At 35.8% G+C, this 19,091-nt stretch carries 14 protein-coding genes and 2 tRNA genes; 12 read left to right on the forward strand and 4 right to left on the reverse strand.

Going from position 1 to position 19,091, the window contains the following annotated elements:
- Positions 1-181 precede the first annotated feature (181 nt).
- The 6 genes from rpiA (at position 182) to gltX (ending at position 7,779) form a co-directional block, all read left to right on the forward strand.
- Positions 182-886 carry a ribose-5-phosphate isomerase RpiA gene (gene rpiA, locus ACFIML_RS05850; protein ID WP_375607198.1) on the forward strand — a complete coding sequence of 235 codons (705 nt, stop codon included), beginning with the start codon at positions 182-184 and terminating at the stop codon, positions 884-886.
- A gap of 106 nt (positions 887-992) precedes the next feature.
- On the forward strand, positions 993-1,562 hold the full coding sequence (locus ACFIML_RS05855) for a DUF2059 domain-containing protein (RefSeq protein ID WP_375614678.1): 570 nt from the start codon (positions 993-995) through the stop codon (positions 1,560-1,562).
- A 198-nt stretch (positions 1,563-1,760) separates the two neighbouring features.
- Entirely contained in the window at positions 1,761-3,152 is a 1,392-nt protein-coding gene (gor, locus tag ACFIML_RS05860) for a glutathione-disulfide reductase (protein ID WP_375607196.1), read from the forward strand.
- 77 nt (positions 3,153-3,229) lie between these two features.
- The gene (locus ACFIML_RS05865; protein WP_375686666.1) at positions 3,230-4,609 is read left to right on the forward strand and encodes a class II 3-deoxy-7-phosphoheptulonate synthase; all 1,380 of its coding nucleotides are present in this window, start codon (positions 3,230-3,232) and stop codon (positions 4,607-4,609) included.
- A gap of 124 nt (positions 4,610-4,733) precedes the next feature.
- Positions 4,734-6,395, forward strand: coding sequence for an NAD+ synthase (locus ACFIML_RS05870; protein ID WP_375686667.1), 1,662 nt, complete (start codon positions 4,734-4,736; stop codon positions 6,393-6,395).
- Between the two features lie 10 nt (positions 6,396-6,405).
- Positions 6,406-7,779, forward strand: coding sequence for a glutamate--tRNA ligase (gene gltX, locus ACFIML_RS05875; RefSeq protein ID WP_375687608.1), 1,374 nt, complete (start codon positions 6,406-6,408; stop codon positions 7,777-7,779).
- Positions 7,780-7,839: 60 nt separating this feature from the next.
- Here gltX and ACFIML_RS05880 read toward each other — a convergent pair whose 3' ends face one another.
- Entirely contained in the window at positions 7,840-9,243 is a 1,404-nt protein-coding gene (locus tag ACFIML_RS05880) for a DEAD/DEAH box helicase (RefSeq protein ID WP_375607192.1), read from the reverse strand.
- Positions 9,244-9,389: 146 nt separating this feature from the next.
- A complete protein-coding gene (locus tag ACFIML_RS05885; RefSeq protein ID WP_375608554.1) occupies positions 9,390-10,163 on the reverse strand; it encodes an NAD kinase in 774 nt (257 codons plus the stop codon).
- A gap of 272 nt (positions 10,164-10,435) precedes the next feature.
- Between ACFIML_RS05885 and ACFIML_RS05890 the strand changes: the two genes are divergently transcribed.
- The 5 genes from ACFIML_RS05890 (at position 10,436) to ACFIML_RS05910 (ending at position 14,408) form a co-directional block, all read left to right on the forward strand.
- Positions 10,436-10,512 (forward strand) — tRNA-Arg (locus ACFIML_RS05890).
- A gap of 535 nt (positions 10,513-11,047) precedes the next feature.
- Complete coding sequence (locus ACFIML_RS05895) at positions 11,048-11,215, forward strand: YbfB/YjiJ family MFS transporter (RefSeq protein WP_375607190.1); 168 nt, start codon at positions 11,048-11,050, stop codon at positions 11,213-11,215.
- Between the two features lie 80 nt (positions 11,216-11,295).
- A complete protein-coding gene (locus tag ACFIML_RS05900) occupies positions 11,296-11,445 on the forward strand; it encodes a hypothetical protein (protein WP_375687624.1) in 150 nt (49 codons plus the stop codon).
- Between the two features lie 2,281 nt (positions 11,446-13,726).
- Positions 13,727-13,972, forward strand: coding sequence for a hypothetical protein (locus tag ACFIML_RS05905; protein WP_375607188.1), 246 nt, complete (start codon positions 13,727-13,729; stop codon positions 13,970-13,972).
- Positions 13,973-14,099: 127 nt separating this feature from the next.
- Positions 14,100-14,408 (forward strand): DUF6990 domain-containing protein, encoded by a 309-nt coding sequence (locus ACFIML_RS05910; RefSeq protein ID WP_375687610.1) that lies wholly within the window; start codon positions 14,100-14,102, stop codon positions 14,406-14,408.
- Between the two features lie 528 nt (positions 14,409-14,936).
- Here the strand turns inward: ACFIML_RS05910 and ACFIML_RS05915 are convergent.
- Positions 14,937-16,505, reverse strand: a complete 1,569-nt coding sequence (locus ACFIML_RS05915) for a TerC family protein (protein ID WP_375607186.1) — start codon at positions 16,503-16,505, stop codon at positions 14,937-14,939.
- A gap of 436 nt (positions 16,506-16,941) precedes the next feature.
- Here ACFIML_RS05915 and ACFIML_RS05920 point away from each other — a divergent pair.
- A tRNA-Lys gene (locus ACFIML_RS05920) sits at positions 16,942-17,017 on the forward strand.
- 1,109 nt (positions 17,018-18,126) lie between these two features.
- Here ACFIML_RS05920 and ACFIML_RS05925 read toward each other — a convergent pair.
- Entirely contained in the window at positions 18,127-19,080 is a 954-nt protein-coding gene (locus tag ACFIML_RS05925; protein WP_375607185.1) for a YbhN family protein, read from the reverse strand.
- Positions 19,081-19,091: the final 11 nt, after the last annotated feature.

A 19,091-nucleotide genomic window follows, 5' to 3' on the forward strand; every position in this document is an offset into this window, starting at 1 on the left:
TAATTGTTGATTATTCTATTTTATTCTTATCATATATTTCTATAACGAGTAACATCTCTTCAAGCAAAAGCGATGGTCAATTTAAATAGATTGCGTCAAGAGGTTATCTTTTATTATCATTATTATCGGTGGTAATAGGGGTGATAAGTGTTGCTTATACGGATAGAAGGCAAAGTCATTCATGAATGTTCAGCAGTTAAAAAAAATGGCAGCTGTTAGAGCGCTTGAATTTATTGAAGATGGTATGCGGCTTGGTATCGGATCTGGTTCGACAGTCAATGAGTTTATTCGTCTTCTTGGTGAGCGTGTTGCTGATGGTCTACGTGTGACTGGTGTTGCTACCTCACGACATTCTGAACAGCTCTGTCGTAAGTTTGGAGTTCCTGTTAGCACTTTAGAAGAAATACCTGAATTGGATCTTGATATTGATGGAGCAGATGAAATTGGTCCTCAGATGATGCTCATTAAAGGGGGAGGGGGAGCATTGTTGTATGAAAAAATTGTGGCATCGGCATCCCGTGAAATGCTTGTCATTGCTGATGAAACAAAGATAGTAAAAAGACTTGGTGCTTTTGCACTACCGATTGAAGTTAATTCATTTGGTATCCATACAACACGCAAAGCCATCGAAAAAGTTGCTGATGATTTAGGGCTTTCTGGAAAAATTGCATTGCGAATGAATGGAAAAAATCCTTTTGAAACAGATGGTGGCCATTTTATTCTTGATGCATTTTGGGGCTGCATTTTGCAACCAAAACCATTATCGGATGCACTTCTTGCTATTCCTGGTGTTGTTGAGCATGGCCTTTTTTTGGGGTTGGCTTCACGTGCAATTGTCGCTATGGCTGATGGGCAAATAAAAGTTTTAGAACCGTTTGATTTTTAGAAAAGGCATTTACATGATGATATGTTAGCACAGTAAAAAAGGGTCTTAAAGATTTTAGGTAGAATAACGAATTAAAATTATAATTAGCGATCGGGGTAATCATTAAATGAAAGTAATATTTTCTTTTCAGCGTTTTGTCGTATATTTTAGTGCAATTGCTATTTTTGTTGTGAATGTTGGAATGGTTTATGCACAAGGTGTGAGTGATCAACATTTAGATTCAGCGCGAAAGGCGATCAGATCCATTCATGCAACGGATCAATTTGATAGCTTTTTACCAAATGCAGTCCATGATTTCAAAAATGAACTAATCAGTGATGATCCGAATTTGGCAACAGCTATTTCTGATATTGTTGATAAACAAGCGCTTGCTTTAGTTAAAAGGCGCTCTGATCTAGAAAAAGAGATTGCTCATGTGTATGCAAAATATTTTACTCAAAAAGAGCTTGATGCCATTACAGCATTTTATAATTCTGACACCGGTAAAAAGTTTTTGACAGAAGTCCCCAATATTGCACGTGATTCTTATTCAGCATTTGATATATGGCGTACTGCTCTTATGCGGGATCTTGTAGAAAATGTGAAAAAAGAGATGTCTGAAACACTTAATTTGAATAATTCTACTATGCCTACAAATATGCCTATAAAATCAGAATCTTCAGAAAATAAAAAATAACTTGATTGATATTATAACAACAATGGGCAATTTCTGATTTTTTTAATAGCGGCGGTTTTCCCGCCGTTTTAAATATTTTAATAAGAATAAACCCTTTAAGAATATTGCTTAAAATGCTTCTTCAAAAGAAAAAAGACTTTTATTTGATAATAAATGATCTTAGCCTATTGTTTGTAGATATATGAGAAGGATTAGTTCGTGGGTTCTTTTGATTTTGATTTATTTGTTATTGGAAGTGGTTCTGGTGGAGTGCGTGCAGCACGGCTTGCTGGAGGTCTTGGCAAGCGGGTAGCTATAGCAGAGGAATATCGTATAGGGGGCACTTGTGTTATTCGTGGTTGCGTTCCCAAAAAACTTTATGTTTATGCATCACAATATGTAAGAGAATTTAAGAAAAGTGTTGGTTTTGGGTGGGAATATGCGGATCCAATTTTTAGCTGGGAAAAGTTGGTTGCAGCTAAAAATAAAGAAATATCAAGGTTAGAAGGCCTGTATCGTAAGGGATTAGAAAATAACAATGTGCATATTTATGAAAGTCGTGCTACTTTTATAGATGATCACACATTAGAGCTTTCTGCCACGGGTGAGCGGGTAAGTGCAGAAAAAATTTTGATTGCAACAGGGGCAAAACTTGCACCAAATACGTCCATAGAAGGCGGTGAATTTTGCCTTACTTCTAATGAGATTTTTGACCTTAATCAACTCCCAAAATCAATAGTGATTGTTGGTGGAGGGTATATTGGTGTTGAATTTGCTAATATTTTTCATGAATTAGGTGTAAAAACAATACTCCTTCATCGCGGTGATTTAATCCTTCGTAATTTTGATCATGATTTGCGGCAATTGCTCAGCGATGCAATGATTGAAAAAGGGATTTCTATTCTCTATGGCATAACAATTTCTAAAGTACAGGCTGCCGAAAACTGTTATGATATTGTTTTATCAAATGGGCAAACGATCAGCACTGACCAAGTTCTGTTAGCTACGGGACGGATGCCCAATACTGCTGGTTTAGGACTTGAGAGAGTAGGTATAGAAGTTAATGAATTTGGTGCAGTTGTTGTTGATGAGAAAATGACAACAAATATCCCCCATATTTGGGCTGTTGGTGATGTAACAGGTCATATTCAATTAACACCCGTTGCGATTCATGATGCAATGTGTTTTGTTAAGACAGCATTTGAGAATATTCCCACAACACCTGATTATGATTTAATTACAACGGCAGTTTTTTCTCAACCAGAGATTGGAACGGTTGGTCTTTCAGAAGAGGAGGCGGTAAAGCGTTATAAGCGTCTTGAAATTTATCGTACAGTTTTTCGTCCTATGCGTAATATTCTTTCTGGTATTTCAGAGAAAATGCTTATGAAACTCATTGTTGATGGTGAAAGCCGTATTGTTGTGGGCGCTCATATTTTAGGGGAAAATGCTGGTGAAATGGCACAGCTTATAGGGATATCTCTCAAGGGTAAGCTAACGAAGGATATCTTTGATGAAACGATGGCAGTGCATCCAACGATGGCAGAAGAATTGGTAACGATGTATAAACCAAGTTATATATATGAAAATGGGAAGAAAATAGAAAGTTAAACAGCATATATTTTGGTGAAAAGTTTTTGATATGCCAAGCTGTAAGTTTTGTAAGTTTAGTCTTTAGAGAGAGTATAATGATAAAAGAATGGGTGCCTGACTCTTGGAGAGAAAGGCCAATTAAACAAGTTCCGACTTATCCGGATAAGTCTATGTTAGAAAATGTTGAACGAAAACTGAGAAGCTATCCTCCTTTAGTTTTTGCCGGTGAAGCACGTGATTTAAAAAATGAATTAGCAGCCGTTGCGAAAGGCCAAGCTTTTTTATTGCAAGGTGGTGATTGTGCCGAAAGCTTTGCAGAACATGAAGCTGATAATATTCGTGATTTTTTTCGTGTATTTTTGCAAATGGCGATTGTTTTAACCTTTGGTAGTTTTAAGCCTGTTGTTAAAATTGGTCGTATTGCTGGTCAATTTGCAAAGCCACGCTCTTCTGATATCGAAAGTAAAGAAGGGATTGATCTTCCTGCTTATCGGGGGGATATTATTAATGGCATTGAATTTAGAGCCGATTCTCGTATTCCGGATCCGCAACGGATGTCCATGGCTTATCGCCAATCTGCGGCAACACTTAATCTCTTGCGTGCTTTTTCACAAGGTGGCTATGCTGATTTAGAAAATGTTCACACATGGATGTTGAGTTTTGTTTCTAACAGTCCGCAGGGGGAACGTTATGAATTATTGGCAGAGCGTATTTCTGAAGCAATTGATTTTATGCGTTCTATAGGGATTACATCCAAAACGCATTCTTCATTGCGTGAAACATCTTTTTATACCAGTCATGAAGCACTTTTACTTGGTTATGAAGAGGCTTTGACGCGAATTGATTCAACTTCAGGAAATTGGTATGCAACATCTGGCCATATGTTATGGATTGGAGACCGTACACGTCAGATTGACCATGCTCACGTTGAATATTGTCGTGGTATCAAAAATCCTATAGGATTAAAGTGTGGCCCTTCCATTGAGCCTGATGAGCTTTTAAGATTAATTGATATTCTAAATCCTGAAAACGAGCCAGGTCGGCTTACCCTTATTACGCGCTTTGGTTATGATAAGGTTGAAAGTTATCTACCTAAACTCATCCGCGCCGTTGAACGCGAGAAGCGTGCGGTTATATGGTCATGTGATCCAATGCATGGCAATACAATTACTGTTAGTGGTTATAAAACGCGTCCCTTTGATTATGTTTTAAAAGAAGTCGAGAATTTTTTTGCTGTGCATCATGGAGAGGGAACTTATCCAGGAGGCATTCATATTGAGATGACAGGTCGTGATGTCACTGAATGTACCGGTGGGGCACATGCTATTTCTGTGGACGATTTGTCTGATCGTTATCATACGCAATGTGATCCACGATTAAATGCAGATCAATCGTTAGAATTGGCGTTTCTTGTTGCGGAACTCCTTAAAAAAAATCGTGCCACTGACCCGTTAGCAATTGCCGCTGGTGGATAGCAAAAATTTGCCTAAAATTTTTGTTTTAGGTCATATGACAGAAGAGAATTTTTAAAAAAGCGATATTTCCGATGATTAAAAATAAAGTTGTGGTTGCCAAACTGATGAAGTGATAAAAAGACTTATGAAAAATGATTTTCGGGTAGCAATTGCCCAATTAAATCCTATTGTCGGTGATATTGAGGGGAATTTTTCTCTAGCTGTTATGGCACATCAAAAGGCTAAAGAAGAGGGAGCTGACATTGTTTTATTATCGGAGCTTTTTATAAGCGCTTATCCACCAGAAGATCTTGTTCTAAAATCTGCTTTTACAAAAACATGTGAAGAGGCTGTTAAAAATTTAGCAAAAATAACCGTAGGCGGACCAGGAGTTGTCATTGGTCTTCCATTAAGGCGTAATGGCAATGTTTATAACGGTCTCATGCTTCTTGATGAAGGGCGAGTTATTGCTGAAAGCTTAAAGTTTGATTTACCTAATTATGCCGAATTTGATGAAAAGCGTTTATTTTCTTCAGGTCCACGTCCTGAGCCTATTGTTTATCATGGAATCAAATTAGGAATAGTCATTTGTGAGGATCTATGGAATGATTTCTCTCTGAGTACAGAGCTTAAAGATAAAGGAGTGGAAATTATTCTCGTCCTTAACGGATCTCCCTACTATCGTAATAAAACTTTAAAACGTATAGATGTTGTTCATACGCAAGCTCTACGATCTGGGGTACCAATTATTTATGCTAATCAAGTTGGTGGTCAAGATGAGCTCGTTTTTGATGGCGGGTCTTTTGCCTTAAATGGGCAAGGCAAAAAAGTGTTTCAAATGAAACACTTTGAAAGGCAGATAGCTTTGAGCCATTGGCAACGAACAACGACGGGATGGAACTGTGTTTTAGGTCCTAATGAAAATCTTCTCAATGGATTAGCAGCCGATTATCAAGCTTGTGTTTTAGGCTTGAAAGATTACGTTAATAAAAACGGCTTTAAGGATGTTATTCTTGGTCTTTCAGGAGGAATTGATTCAGCCCTGTGTGCGGCAATGGCGGTGGATGCTCTTGGTGCTGAGAGGGTTCGCACCATTATGATGCCTTATCATTTCACTTCGCAAGAATCATTGAAAGATGCCAAAGAATGTGCTGATCTTTTAGGATGTCATTATGAAATCATACCGATTGCACAACCTGTTGAGGCTTTTTTAAAGACAATGGCACCTATTTTTTCAGGGTTACCCTCTGATGTAACAGAAGAAAATCTTCAAAGTCGCATACGCGGTACACTTTTGATGGCTCTTTCGAATAAATTCGGATCAATGGTGGTAACGACAGGCAATAAGTCAGAAATGGCTGTAGGATATGCAACACTATATGGGGATATGAATGGCGGATTTAATCCTCTTAAAGATATTTATAAAATGCAGGTTTACGCATTAGCTGAATGGCGCAATAAAAATCACTTGCACAATTTGAGAGGACCAGAAGGAATTGTCATTTCATCCAATATTATAGAAAAAGTGCCTTCTGCAGAACTGCGAGAAAATCAAAAAGATGAAGATTCTCTTCCCCCTTATCCTATTTTAGATGATATATTACAATCTCTTGTAGAAAATGACATGAGTATTTGTGATATTGTTAAACGTGGGCATTCACGAGAAACTGTTGAGAAAGTTGAACAGCTTCTTTATGGTGCCGAATATAAAAGACGACAATCTGCACCCGGTGTAAAAATCAGTTACAAGAATTTCGGACGCGATCGTCGCTATCCCATAGTCAATCATTTTCGTGATAAAAATTGAGTATTATTTTATGGTTAAAGTTCGTTTTGCTCCCTCTCCAACAGGTTATATTCATATTGGCAATATCCGTATTGCACTTTTCAATTGGCTTTATGCGCAAGCGTATAAGGGAGAATTTATTTTGCGCTATGATGATACAGATGTTGAACGTTCTAAACAAGAATATATTGATGCTATTGCTGTTGACCTTGAATGGCTTGGTATTCAACCAGATTCAATTTATTATCAATCTAAGCGATTTAATCGATATGATGAAGTTGCGGAAATTCTCAAACAACGCGGGCTTCTTTATCCCTGTTATGAGACTGCAGAAGAATTAGAGCGGCGTCGTAAAATTCAGCTTTCACGCAAATTGCCTCCTATTTATAACCGTGCAGCATTAAAATTGACGGCAGAAGAGAAAAAAAACTTTGAATCTCAAGGTCGTAAACCCCATTGGCGTTTTCTTCTTCCTAATTTTGAAAGTGATCCTTTGCAAACAAAGCGAACAGAAGTTTGCTGGAATGATGCGATAAAGGGGAAGCAGACGATTGATTTGGCTTCTCTTTCAGATCCTGTTCTTATTCGTGAAGATGGAAGCTATCTTTATACATTGCCGTCTATTGTTGATGATGTAGATATGGCTATTACGCATATTATTCGTGGCGATGATCATATTACAAATACAGGCGCTCAAATTGCTATTTTTAAAGCCCTTAATGCAGAATTACCGGTTTTTGCTCATACCAATTTATTGGCGACAGTTTTAGGAAAAGGATTTTCAAAACGTAATAATGATCTTTCTATTCGTTCTCTACGGGAAGAAGGATTTGAATCTATAGCTGTTCAATGCCTTGCCGTTTTGATTGGGACATCGCAAAATGTGCATCCCTATCCCAATCAAGCTGCGCTTTTAGAACATTTTAATCTCCAAGATACGTCAAGATCCGTTGCAAAATTTGATATTACTGATCTTTGTACTTTGAATAGCCATCTTGTCCATGAACTACCCTATGAGGAAGTTAAAACACGCCTTAAAAAACTTTCTATTGAGGGAGATAAGGTGGAATATTTCTGGAACGCGATAAGACGCAATATTGATAAAGTCAAAGATGCTGTTTTGTGGTGGAAAATCATTCATGATGAACAAAATTTTGATACAGTAGCACTAGAGGATCGTGCATTTGTAAGTCAATCACTCGATTTCTTACCTGAAGGTGCTTTGAATGAGGAAAGTTGGAAAATTTGGACAACAGCATTAAAAGAAAAAACAGGTCGGAAAGGAAAATCTTTATTTATGCCATTACGTCAAGCACTTACGGGCATGGATCATGGACCTGAAATGGGAAAGCTTTTGCAGCTCTTAGGGCGTGAAAAGGTAATAGAAAGGCTCTCTAAGAAATAAGAGAAACTTTTAAAAGGCGTCTTTTATTTACTTTATGCTTACAGAGAGTAAAGGACGAGTCTATCTACGCGTTTTTATGAGCATGAATGCAGGAATATCATCACCAAATCCAAGGGGCGTGTAATTCTTATTTTTTCGTGAGCGTTGTTGCTCAGATGGCTTCTCCTTATTATTTGCGTTTTTGATATATTCTGTTTTATTCTCTTCTACAGATTTTTTAGTGTGAGCAACAGGCTCTTTAGGAGCAGTTTTCTTTGATGATTTTGAAGACTTTTTCTTTACAACAATATCTTCTGTTTGATCATCGGCTATTAAAGTTGAGAGATCTCCATTGAGCCATTCAATTTTTTCATTACTCATTTCCTCAATGGCATTGATATATTTTTGATCAGCTTTTGTGACAATTGTAAAAGCTTTTCCGCTACGATTTGCACGCCCTGTACGACCAATTCGATGGATATAGTCTTCAGCATGTGTAGGAACATCATAGTTAAATACGTGGCTTACGGCTGGAATATCGAGACCACGGGCTGCAACATCAGAAGCAACCAGAAGTGTAAGTTTATTATTTTTAAAATCGGCTAGGGTGTTCATACGTGAATATTGGTCCATATCCCCATGCAATGCACCTACATTAAAGTTATGTTTAATGAGTGATCTAAGAAGTTCAGAGATATCCCTCTTGCGATTACAGAAAATAATAGCATTTTGAAGCTCGGCACCTTCATTTTGGATAAGTTCTCGTAAAACTGCTCTTTTGTCCCATGATTTATTTCCAGATTTAACAAGCCGTTGTGTAATTGTGGTTGCTGTTGAGGAAGCTTTTGTAACTTCAACAGATACTGGAGAATGTAAAAATTGTTTCGTTAGTTTTGTAATTTCTGGTGCCATTGTTGCAGAAAAGAACAAAGTTTGACGTGTAAAAGGTGTTAGTTTACAGATGCGTTCGATATCAGGAATAAAGCCCATGTCCAACATGCGATCAGCTTCATCAATAACAAGGATTTCAACGCCCATCAGGAGCAATTTACCGCGCTCGAAATGATCAAGAAGGCGCCCTGGTGTTGCTATAAGAACATCAGCTCCTCGTTCAAGTTTGCGATCTTGGAGTTCAAAAGATACCCCACCAATCAAAAGAGCAACATTTAAACGATGATTTATTCCGTATTTATCGAAATTTTCTTCAACTTGAGCTGCAATTTCTCTTGTTGGTTCTAAGATGAGCGTACGGGGCATTCGTGCTCTTGCACGACCTTTTTCAAGGAGAGTGAGCATAGGCAATACGAAAGAGGCGGTTTTACCCGTTCCCGTTTGAGCGATTCCTAGAACGTCTTTTCTTTGAAGGACGTGAGGAATTGTTTCACTTTGAATAGGTGTTGGAGTTGTATATCCCGCTGATTTTACAGCGTTAACAACCTTTGCGGAAAGACCTAAATCATCAAAACTGTTTAAAGATGGTATCATTTTTTTATCAATTGCTCTGTGATTTTAATTTTGCTATCTAAATGATGAGTATAACCAATATCCCCCACTCTTAAAGAGTTTTAAGATGCTTTCACAAAAAAACTAACTATAACAACCATATACACATAAAACGCACAATACAATCATTAATAGCGAAATTGTTCTGATAAAATGCGTTCATCCCATGAATGATTTGAGTCAAAAAGGATTGAAGCTGTTACTTCTGTTGCCATTGAAATAGTAACTGAATGGACAGATTTAACTTCAACATTATCAGCAGCAGCGTTAACAGGGCGTTTGTCAGGTTCAAGCATATCAAAGCGCACTGTTACTGTATTGGGAAGCAATGCTCCATGCCAACGCCGAGGACGAAAAGGACTAACGGGAGTAAGAGCCATAAGGGGGGCCATAAGGGGTAAAATAGGTCCTTGTGCTGATAAATTATAAGCGGTTGATCCTGCCGGTGTAGCGACGAGGACTCCATCACAATTTAATTGTTCCATGCGCACGTTGTTATCAATGGTGATACGAATTTTTGCTGCTTGATAAGATTGTCGAAAGAGAGATACTTCATTAATTGCAAGAGCTTCGATAGATTCTTGACATTCAGCTTTTGCAATCATGCGCAGGGGATGGATTTCTTTTCTATGAGCGACAGCAATACGATTAGGTAATTTTTTTTCATGAAATTCATTCATAAGAAATCCTACAGAACCTTGATTCATGCCATAAATGGGTTTGCCTGTATTCATGACGTCCCGTACGGTTTGTAACATTGTCCCATCACCACCGATTGCAACAACAATATCAGTTTCTTCCAGAGAAGAATGACCATAAACGGAAATTAATTTATGGGTAGCTTTGAGAGCTTCCTCAGTTTCTGCGGAAACAAAATGAAAGCGACTTGGTAATGTAATCATTTAGAAATTATCCTGATACTTACAGTTCATATTGTAACTTATTTTTTGAAAGTTTTGAAGTTGTAATAAAAGCTCTTTTAATAATAAAACGAGTGTTGAAGACAAAAAGAGAAACTCTTTCGAGATGAAGTATCATTGTAGGAAAATAAAAGAGGTGCATAGTTAGATAATTTACAAACAAGTATTTTTTTTTATTAGAATGGTAATTTAGCATTGAAGCTAAGAGGATGATTAGTTAAAAGATCACAACTGGTTTTAATAATCGGTTTTAAGCACCCGTAGCTCAGCTGGATAGAGCGCTGCCCTCCGAAGGCAGAGGTCACAGATTCGAATTCTGTCGGGTGCACCAAACTTTTCAATTTCATATCATCCTAAATAACAACATTCTCCAAAAAAAGCAGATTTCCTCTTTATGAAAATGGTCATTTGAGTTGTTCATTAAGTTTTTTAGCGAATAAGTAAATGATTTTAAGAGAAGTAAAATTTTACAGTTGCGTATATAATTTTTTGCTTAGTCATTTTGAACATCGAGATAAAAAAGCAAGATTATCTAAATGTGCTTTCAATTTAACTATAAATATTTATAATATAAAAATACATATTAATTCAATATGTTATTGTACAACTGATCTGGCGATGTTGATAGTAGATCGCTAAATATATTGTTCTGGTCATTAAAATAAATAGCTAAATTTGCTTTTTTTCTATTTTGGGAGTTAAAGGCTGTTATGGTGATATGGAACGCAGATGAGGAATATCACCAGTTAAAGGAGTAATAAGGGGGAAAGACAACCATCAAGGTTTGAATTGTTTCAAAATACTGTATTCGATATGGTTTTGATATGGGTATCTGGTGATTTCTCTATACACCAATATTGCCAGTTATGTTGGATGAGGGATTGTTTAGCTTTAATCAACTTTCTTATATCCCGAACGCTAATTATGGTGGTTATTTAGTTGGGAGTATATTCTTTACGTTTGGCAGTAATTGGGATTATATCTTTTGCTCCTCGCATACTATCTTGTGCAGCTATAGTAATGAGTGCACTTAATTATTTCCATGGCGTTAACACTTAGTCCTTTTGATCCGTTTTGCTGTTGGTGAATGATGGTTTTAGGTTCTATTATGGTCATGCAGCATAGCCATAATGGGCGGATTATTTCTTCGCTTTATGCAGGTGTAGGAGTTGGTATTCTCCTAGGTAATGAATATGTTATTATTAGCTTGAATATGACAACTATATCACAAAAACACCTCCGTTATTTTTTCCATTGCAAATGAAACCGCTCCTGTTAATAAGAAAAAATCATCCCAAAATATGAATTGACCAATCAAATAGATTTCGTGACTGGTCATATATCTTATATCGCATTCGTGCTTTAAACGATTTTGGTGATGTAAAAAAGGCGATCTAGATGCTTTTATTGAAAATGAAAGCAATCTCTCTCATGATGGTAATTGCTGGGTTGCTGATAATGTCTGTGTTGTAAAATCTGGTTGTGTTTATAAAAATATAAGGGGCTATGGCAATGCTGCCATTGGTGGCTATGTGTAATGGCAATACCCTTATATGTGATAAAACCCATGTGTATTTTGGTGTTCATGTTTATGACAATGCTCATCTTTCTTATAACGTATGAGTTTATCATTATGCGCGGGTTTATGGGAATGAAAAATTATCCGGTAGTGCACGTATTCATAACACTGCCGCGGTTTATGATCATGCGGTTGTTAGGCAAGGTTTACGGCAATGCTAGCGTGGGGTGTCATACTAAGGTCTACGGTTCTGTTTATGGCAATGCCAAGATCTCCTGATTATATCGTGATTAGAGGTAATGTATATGGCAATGCAAGAATAAAAAGACATAGCGATTTATATTCGGTTCCCATAAATTGTGAGGTTTATGAAAGTGATGATGTTATCAAGATTGATAAACAGAATAAATGACAGACGTGGAGGGTGCTTCTTTGATGGTTAAAACGCATCATAAAAGAAAGCTGTGCCAATTGATATGACGCTGCTTTTAAATAGAGGTACTACAGATCATACAAAAGAAATCAATAATGAATGCATATATACAAAACGTATCATATTGCAAACGCTCTATTCTATTGATTAAAACTGATCAATGGGAACGTAAATGATAGGTATAATATTTAATCACTCATTTGAATTACAGAACCTATAAACACTTTTGTATGGCTATAAAACTTATTAAGAATAACGCTCTCATTTTTGAAGTTGTCATTTTACACAAAGTACATTATCAAAATGTCTCTTTTAAAACGTTTGGTAGGTTCATATTAAGACAATCAAGAGAAAGTGCGTATTAAGTGAATATTTGTAACAAAATCCGTTGTTTACATTTACGAACATTGGTTTTTAAAAGCAGCTTTTCAGAAGACAATAAACAACCACTTTTTATAAAATCTAAGGCTTTTAAACTGTTATAAAACCTAGGTTTCAAAGGTTTTTATAGAGATATCATTTTATGTCTCTAAACGTTTAAACTTTCATTTAGTGAGGTTCTCATAAGCGTATTTTCACTTTGCATTTAAACGTAACTTCTCTGCAAATAAGCCGGTCCATATTTGGGCTGGCAAAATTAATCAGTTCAAATTCGAGCTCGTTAACTTTAGAATAGAGCAGTCTTTAATATTGTCGCTTTTGACTCAAAATTGAGTAAAACCCCATGCCTTTGTAATATGATTGCAATCCTTTTGAAATTTATCTACTTATCTTTGTCTTAATAAGTATCCTCAAATTTGAGGGGACTTCATTTGGTTTCGTATTTTTAAACTGTAACTTTTAAAACGTTTTTTGCTTGTTTGCCTGCGTTATATCATTAAAAATCTTTTGACTTCTAAGACATAACATTATTAATTTCATTACCTGCTGTGATGATAGTATCTATATAATGTCTGCTTATTATTGACTAACTTTTTAGTAAGCAGCGCTTTAAAATCGACTTGTCTTTAAATCCTTTTATGTGTCCTTAATGAATTAAAACCTATTCTATGATAGTTTCAAATGACTGTTTCTTTTAAGGTTTAGCTCAAAAAAAGAGTAAACCCCATACCATTTTTTAAACGCATGCAATTTATATTATCGATTATTTCAAACAATTACGTTTTTAATAATGCGATTTGTGTGTGATAAAAACGTATCATAAAATTTATGAACTGTTATAAATGATAGCTGCGTTTCACTTCATCTGAATGTTTACATGCGTTATAACATTTGCATCATGATTTGCTTTTTATGGTCTATCCATACATGGTAATTGTTTATGAAAGATGGTTAATTAAATCACGTATAAAAGTGTAGATTTTAAATGGGATTTATATAAAATAATTGCACACAATCTATTGACTTTATTATATTTTTTTATGAATTAAGATTCCATCTCGTTTAGACGTTGCAAAAGAAATCACCAAAGACCTTATTGATAAGATTCTTCTCGTACACGGCGTTATCACTTTTGTTTGCAAAAATCTGCTTCGCTTTTGACTTTGATACGGATACAACCTCTTTTGAGGTAGAGCAAAGAACTTTTTAATCATGGAGAGTGCAACAGTGTTCTTCAAAAATCTTGATTGGTCTGTTGAAAAAATTAAAGAGGTAGATAATTATTCCGCACGTTATCAACTACCAGATTGTGAAGTACAAATTCTTTATAATGACGCAATTATCAAAGATTATTGGCAATTTGATGTTGGAGTTTCGATTAGTACTGGTATTTTAGCTGCTGCCTGCATGGTAATTGATCCCTATCAATTACCAGCATTTACAAGATCTACAACTTGATTTTGATAAAAAGGGATTGAGAATTTGTGAAGAAGAAATATATGCAGATTAGTTGGAATTAAGCTTGATTATATCTTGAAATGGGCGATGGAAAAAATAGATCTTCATAAATGCTTTTATTCCAGATATGGAGTACCACTTTGGCGAAAGAGTGAAGTTGGAGGCACATAAGGTTATCAAGGTAGATGATGCAGATTATAGCTTACTTCATATTGGTGCAGTGGCTTTATTGGGTGATGTTGCACCCTTACAATCTTATTATCAAAGTTTCAGTGCAGAGGATCATTTAGGCTTTGATGAAAACACCCAACAGATTCATCTGGAACGTGCATTGGCTTTAGCCAAAGAAGTAGTGAAATCTAAGCAGCTCAGCTACGCTTTAATTAAAAAAGTAGCAAAAAATATGAGTCATCTAGAAGAAAAACAAAGTTCTTAATAAGGGTTTTCCAGAGAGGTGGAGTTTCATTCTTGGAAGGAAAAAAAATAGCTACATTTATCGAAACAAAAGATAAGGAATAGCTCCTTAAGAAATATCAAGAAGATCTAAAAAGATTATAGGAGCCAGAGTCTGTTTTAAAGCTGCCATCATCAGTTGAGTGAATTCAACAATGGTTGAATTTTATCCATTGGCGGAAATCTGATGTTTGAAAGAGGCTTTCTTGATGTGAAGGTAATATCATAATAAAAAATTATTATAAATCAATATGTTGTATATATTCATTGTTTTGAGATTAATGACCATTGACAAATAATTTTGCACCATTTTCTCTCTTCCAGCTTTTCGTCAATCATCAATGAAAATTTTTTATAATGGAAAGTTCATTGATAATATAACTTTTGTATGTCATTATTTTACGCTTTAAAAAATATAAAAATAATGAAATGCAATTGAGTTATCAACTGCTTATTCTTTTCAATTTTTAATCATAAAAAATCTTTTTATTCATTTTTCTTATAAAAAGAATTAGCTTTTTTCTGGTGATACAAGCGGAGAAATAAGGATTTTAGATATGTTTCTGCGTTCCATTTCAATCACTTTAAAGTGTAAACCGTCAGTTTCAAAACTTTCTCCCTCATTTGGTAAATGACCAAACTGCCAAAGCATAAAGCCTGCCAGAGTCGTATAACGATCTGCTTCATCCACAAGGTTACGCCCAAGATAACCACTTAAACGGCGGATATCAGCGTATCCCTCAACAAGAAGACTGCCATTTTCAAGTTGTTCTGCGATCATGAGTTCTTCATCGTCATCAGGAAAGTCTCCTGCAATAGCTTCAAGAATATCGGTTGGTGTTGCAATTCCTTCAAAAGATCCATGCTCATCAACAATAATTGCAAGCTGAATCGAAGAATGACGTAATTGCTCCATCAATCGTAAAACACTTGTGTTTTCATGAACAACGAGGGGTTCTCGCATAGCTTTTTTCCAATTAATCTTTTTTCCCTCAGCCAAATTCAAAAGAAGATCTTTTGTCAATGCAACGCCAACAAATTCATCCACTTTTTCACGCGCAAGAATTAAGCGGCTATGTTTAAACTTTTGTAATTCTTCACGCATTTCATTTTCATCAGCATTTAAATCTAACCACTCAATCTCATTACGCGGCGACATGATAGAGCGAACAGGGCGATCAGCTAAATCGAGAACACCACGAATCATTTCCTTTTCTTCTGGTCTAAACAACTCAGAAGCTGCGGCCTGTTCAGCAATAACATCTACAGTCTCAGCAAGGTGATTATCTTTGCTTCCTCCTCCTAAGAGCCTCAAAACAGCATCAGCTGTTCTACTGCGTAGATCATTCGTTTTAATCATTTTTTCACGGTTACGACGTCCAATTTGATTAAAAGCTTCGATGAGAACAGAAAAACCAATAGCAGCATACAAATACCCTTTTGGAATATGAAAACCAAATCCTTCAACAATGAGAGTAAAACCAATCATCATCAAAAAACCAAGACAAAGGATTACAATAGTGGGATGACGATTAATAAAACGCATAAGAGCACCAGATCCGCACATCATTACTCCCATAGCAGCTATGACTGCGATATACATAACTGCTGCCTGCTCTTTTGCAATCATACCTGTTGCGGTAATAATACTGTCTAGTGAAAAAACGGCATCCAGCACCACGACTTGGACGATTACTTGCCAAAAAACAGCATAACCAACACCTGTTTTTCTTTCATGTGATACTCCTTCTAACCTTTCATGTAATTCTAGCGTTCCCTTTGCGAGCAAAAAGGCTCCACCACCGATTAAAATAAAGCTATGCCAACTAAATACAAAAGATGAAAGTGAAAGAATTACCCTATCGAGTCTCATAACCCATCCAATAACGGTAAGAAGGAAAAGCCGCATAATTAATGCTAAAGTAAGACCTATAAAGCGTGCGCGGTCACGCAAATGCAGTGGCAATTTTTCAGCTAAAATTGCAATAAAGATAAGGTTATCTATTCCTAAAACAATTTCGAGAAAAACCAGCGTGATCAAACCAAACCACGCATGGGGATCAGTGATCCATTCCATCATTCCTTACCTTTTAGAAGCTTAAAAGCGCGCGATTGACAAAAAAAATTCATAGGCTTTTATTCGTATATTGGATCATGAACATTGAATGTAAAAAACTTATATTCAAAGAAAAAAATAGCACAATATTGCTTGAATGTATGTGATTGTTGATAAAACAAAATGATGCCCCATCCCGCTTACAACCACAAGAAGGTTCCTCTAATTTTCGCTCGGGCATTATGCTCGATAATCCTCTAACTATAGGTTCTGTATAACAATCAGAACATTTATTTATAAAGCTTCTTATAATGGGTTTATTTTTATATAAGATCAAGTGGTGAATATCATATTTTTAACCTTACAGACAATGAGTTTATATAACAAACAACAAAACATCTGGACATCTATCCTTAGGAGCGTTATAGAAACGCTCATTCTCGTCTTTTGAGAAGCTTATGGGTGATTAGCTCAGTCGGTAGAGCAGCTGACTCTTAATCAGCGGGTCGTGGGTTCGATCCCCTCATCACCCACCATTTTATTTTATACCGTAAATAACTTATTGATTGGGTAATTTTTTTAAGGTACGAGTTGCTAAATAAAATTGGGCAGTAGGATTTCCCCATATCTGTTTGTTTAAAAAAAGATTGTTGATATAGCTTAGTCATCGGTTTTTGTACTTTTTAGGGGTCTCAAAGAACTTTCAAAGGACATTTAAAGATTTTTTAATGCGTATTGTTTCTTTTTTTTAAGTTGCAACTGGTAAGGAGAAGCTTCTTACCGACAATTGTTTTATTTAAAGGAGTATAGAAATCAACAGTTTTCACTTCTTTTAATATAAATTGATTAAAATTTTTTTGGATTTTTAGCATATTGTTTAAAGAAAGAAGCAACTTTACACTTTAGTTGTGTCAGCAGCGTGGATATTTTTTGATAACTCTCCCGCTTAAACAAAAAACTTCTGTAATAATCATCAGTATTCCAAGAGGGTAAATAAAGATAAAATGAAGTATTTAGCTGGACATACAAGGAATAAAATTATATCAGTTTAATTGTTTAAAGCTAATACCTGTTAACCGAAAGACAATAAACTTTAATGAGGCTTAAAGTTTTAAAATATTAAGCTGTGTGTTTACGCTATGCTGCCTTTCCGTTAGCTAAACCTCTAAAAGTATAAATATTAAGAAAGCTACTTAGATTCATTATAATATATTGATTTATAAAGAATTGATTATTCTTTGTTTGAAAAAAATTTACTATCATAAACTTCTTTTGTTTCAATCCCTCTTATAATAAATTAATTAAAATCATTCATTTGTGCATCATAAATGGGATTATAAATGGGATTAACGTGTGGATAAAGACTATTGAAGAAAGGCATAAAAATAATTCTTATTAATGTTCTTAAGTGCTAAAAGTTATCATAACATTGGAAAAATAGTATAATGGTGCAGGCTTGATCTTTTATTAAGTATAAAGTTGATGGTGCAACAATAGCTTTACTATTATACCATTTACGGGTATTGTTGTGTAATGGAGAAGAGCGTTGAGAGAGGTTTCTTAAAAAAGATATGTAAACTGGCAACACGATGGTGTTTTGTTCTTTTATAGGTACACAAAAAAGAAGTCATTGATAGCCTTTTATTTATTCCGGTGGTGTTTTGGGGGCTCTTTTCCAATATTGTCGCGCCTCAAAAATGACGACCACAAATAATGAAAGGATGAGCGGTATAATCAAATAAAACATTCTAAAGACAATAAGCGCTGCAATAACATCAGTTGGATTTATATTGGGCATGCCTGTTATGAAGAGAGCTTCAAGAACTCCTACTCCTCCTGCTGGAGCATTAGAGAGAAGAGTTATCGTAAAAGATGCTAGAAAAACACCAAGAACAGAGATAAAATGAATATCTGCGTTATGTGGGAGAACAGCATATATAATTCCTGCTGCTCCTAAAAGCTCTAGAGGGCTAATGAGAAGCTGTTGAATAACAATTTTCAGCCGTGGATAGGAAAGTTGAATTTTCTTACCCAAGCGTAAGGGTTTTAACTGAAGCCAGCTGCCAAACGTATAAAGTGCTATACAGCTGAGTAAAATTGCTCCAGCCGTTGTTCCGAGCCATTCAGGAAGTTCTTTATGAATGAGGGTGATAATTTCGGGTTGCAGCACCAAAACGATTCCCAAAAGCAAGATTGTGCCGATTACAAAAGTAAAAGAGCAAAAACCTACTAATATTGCGATTTCTGTTCCGTTTAATCCTTTCATTTTATAGGCGCGATAGCGTACAACAGCACCAGAAAAAACTGAAGCACCGATATTGTGTGAAAGAGCGTAGGTTGTAAATGAACATATAGCGATAAAAATCCAAGAAATTTTATGGCCTAGATGTTGCAAGGCAATTCGATCATATCCAGCAAGAGCAGCATAAGCTAGGAGAGAACATAAACAGGCTAATAACCAGTGCTGTGCATTTAAATTGTTCAAACGCTCCAATACATCTCCAAATGAAATGGCAGAGAGCTTCATGTAAAGAATTCGAATAGATACCAGCATTGCTAAGATACCAATCAATGGCCATATAAATTGCTTTATTTTCACGATTCTGTATC

This window comes from Bartonella sp. AC62GZZY, assembly GCF_042196525.1.
Lineage (GTDB): Bacteria > Pseudomonadota > Alphaproteobacteria > Rhizobiales > Rhizobiaceae > Bartonella.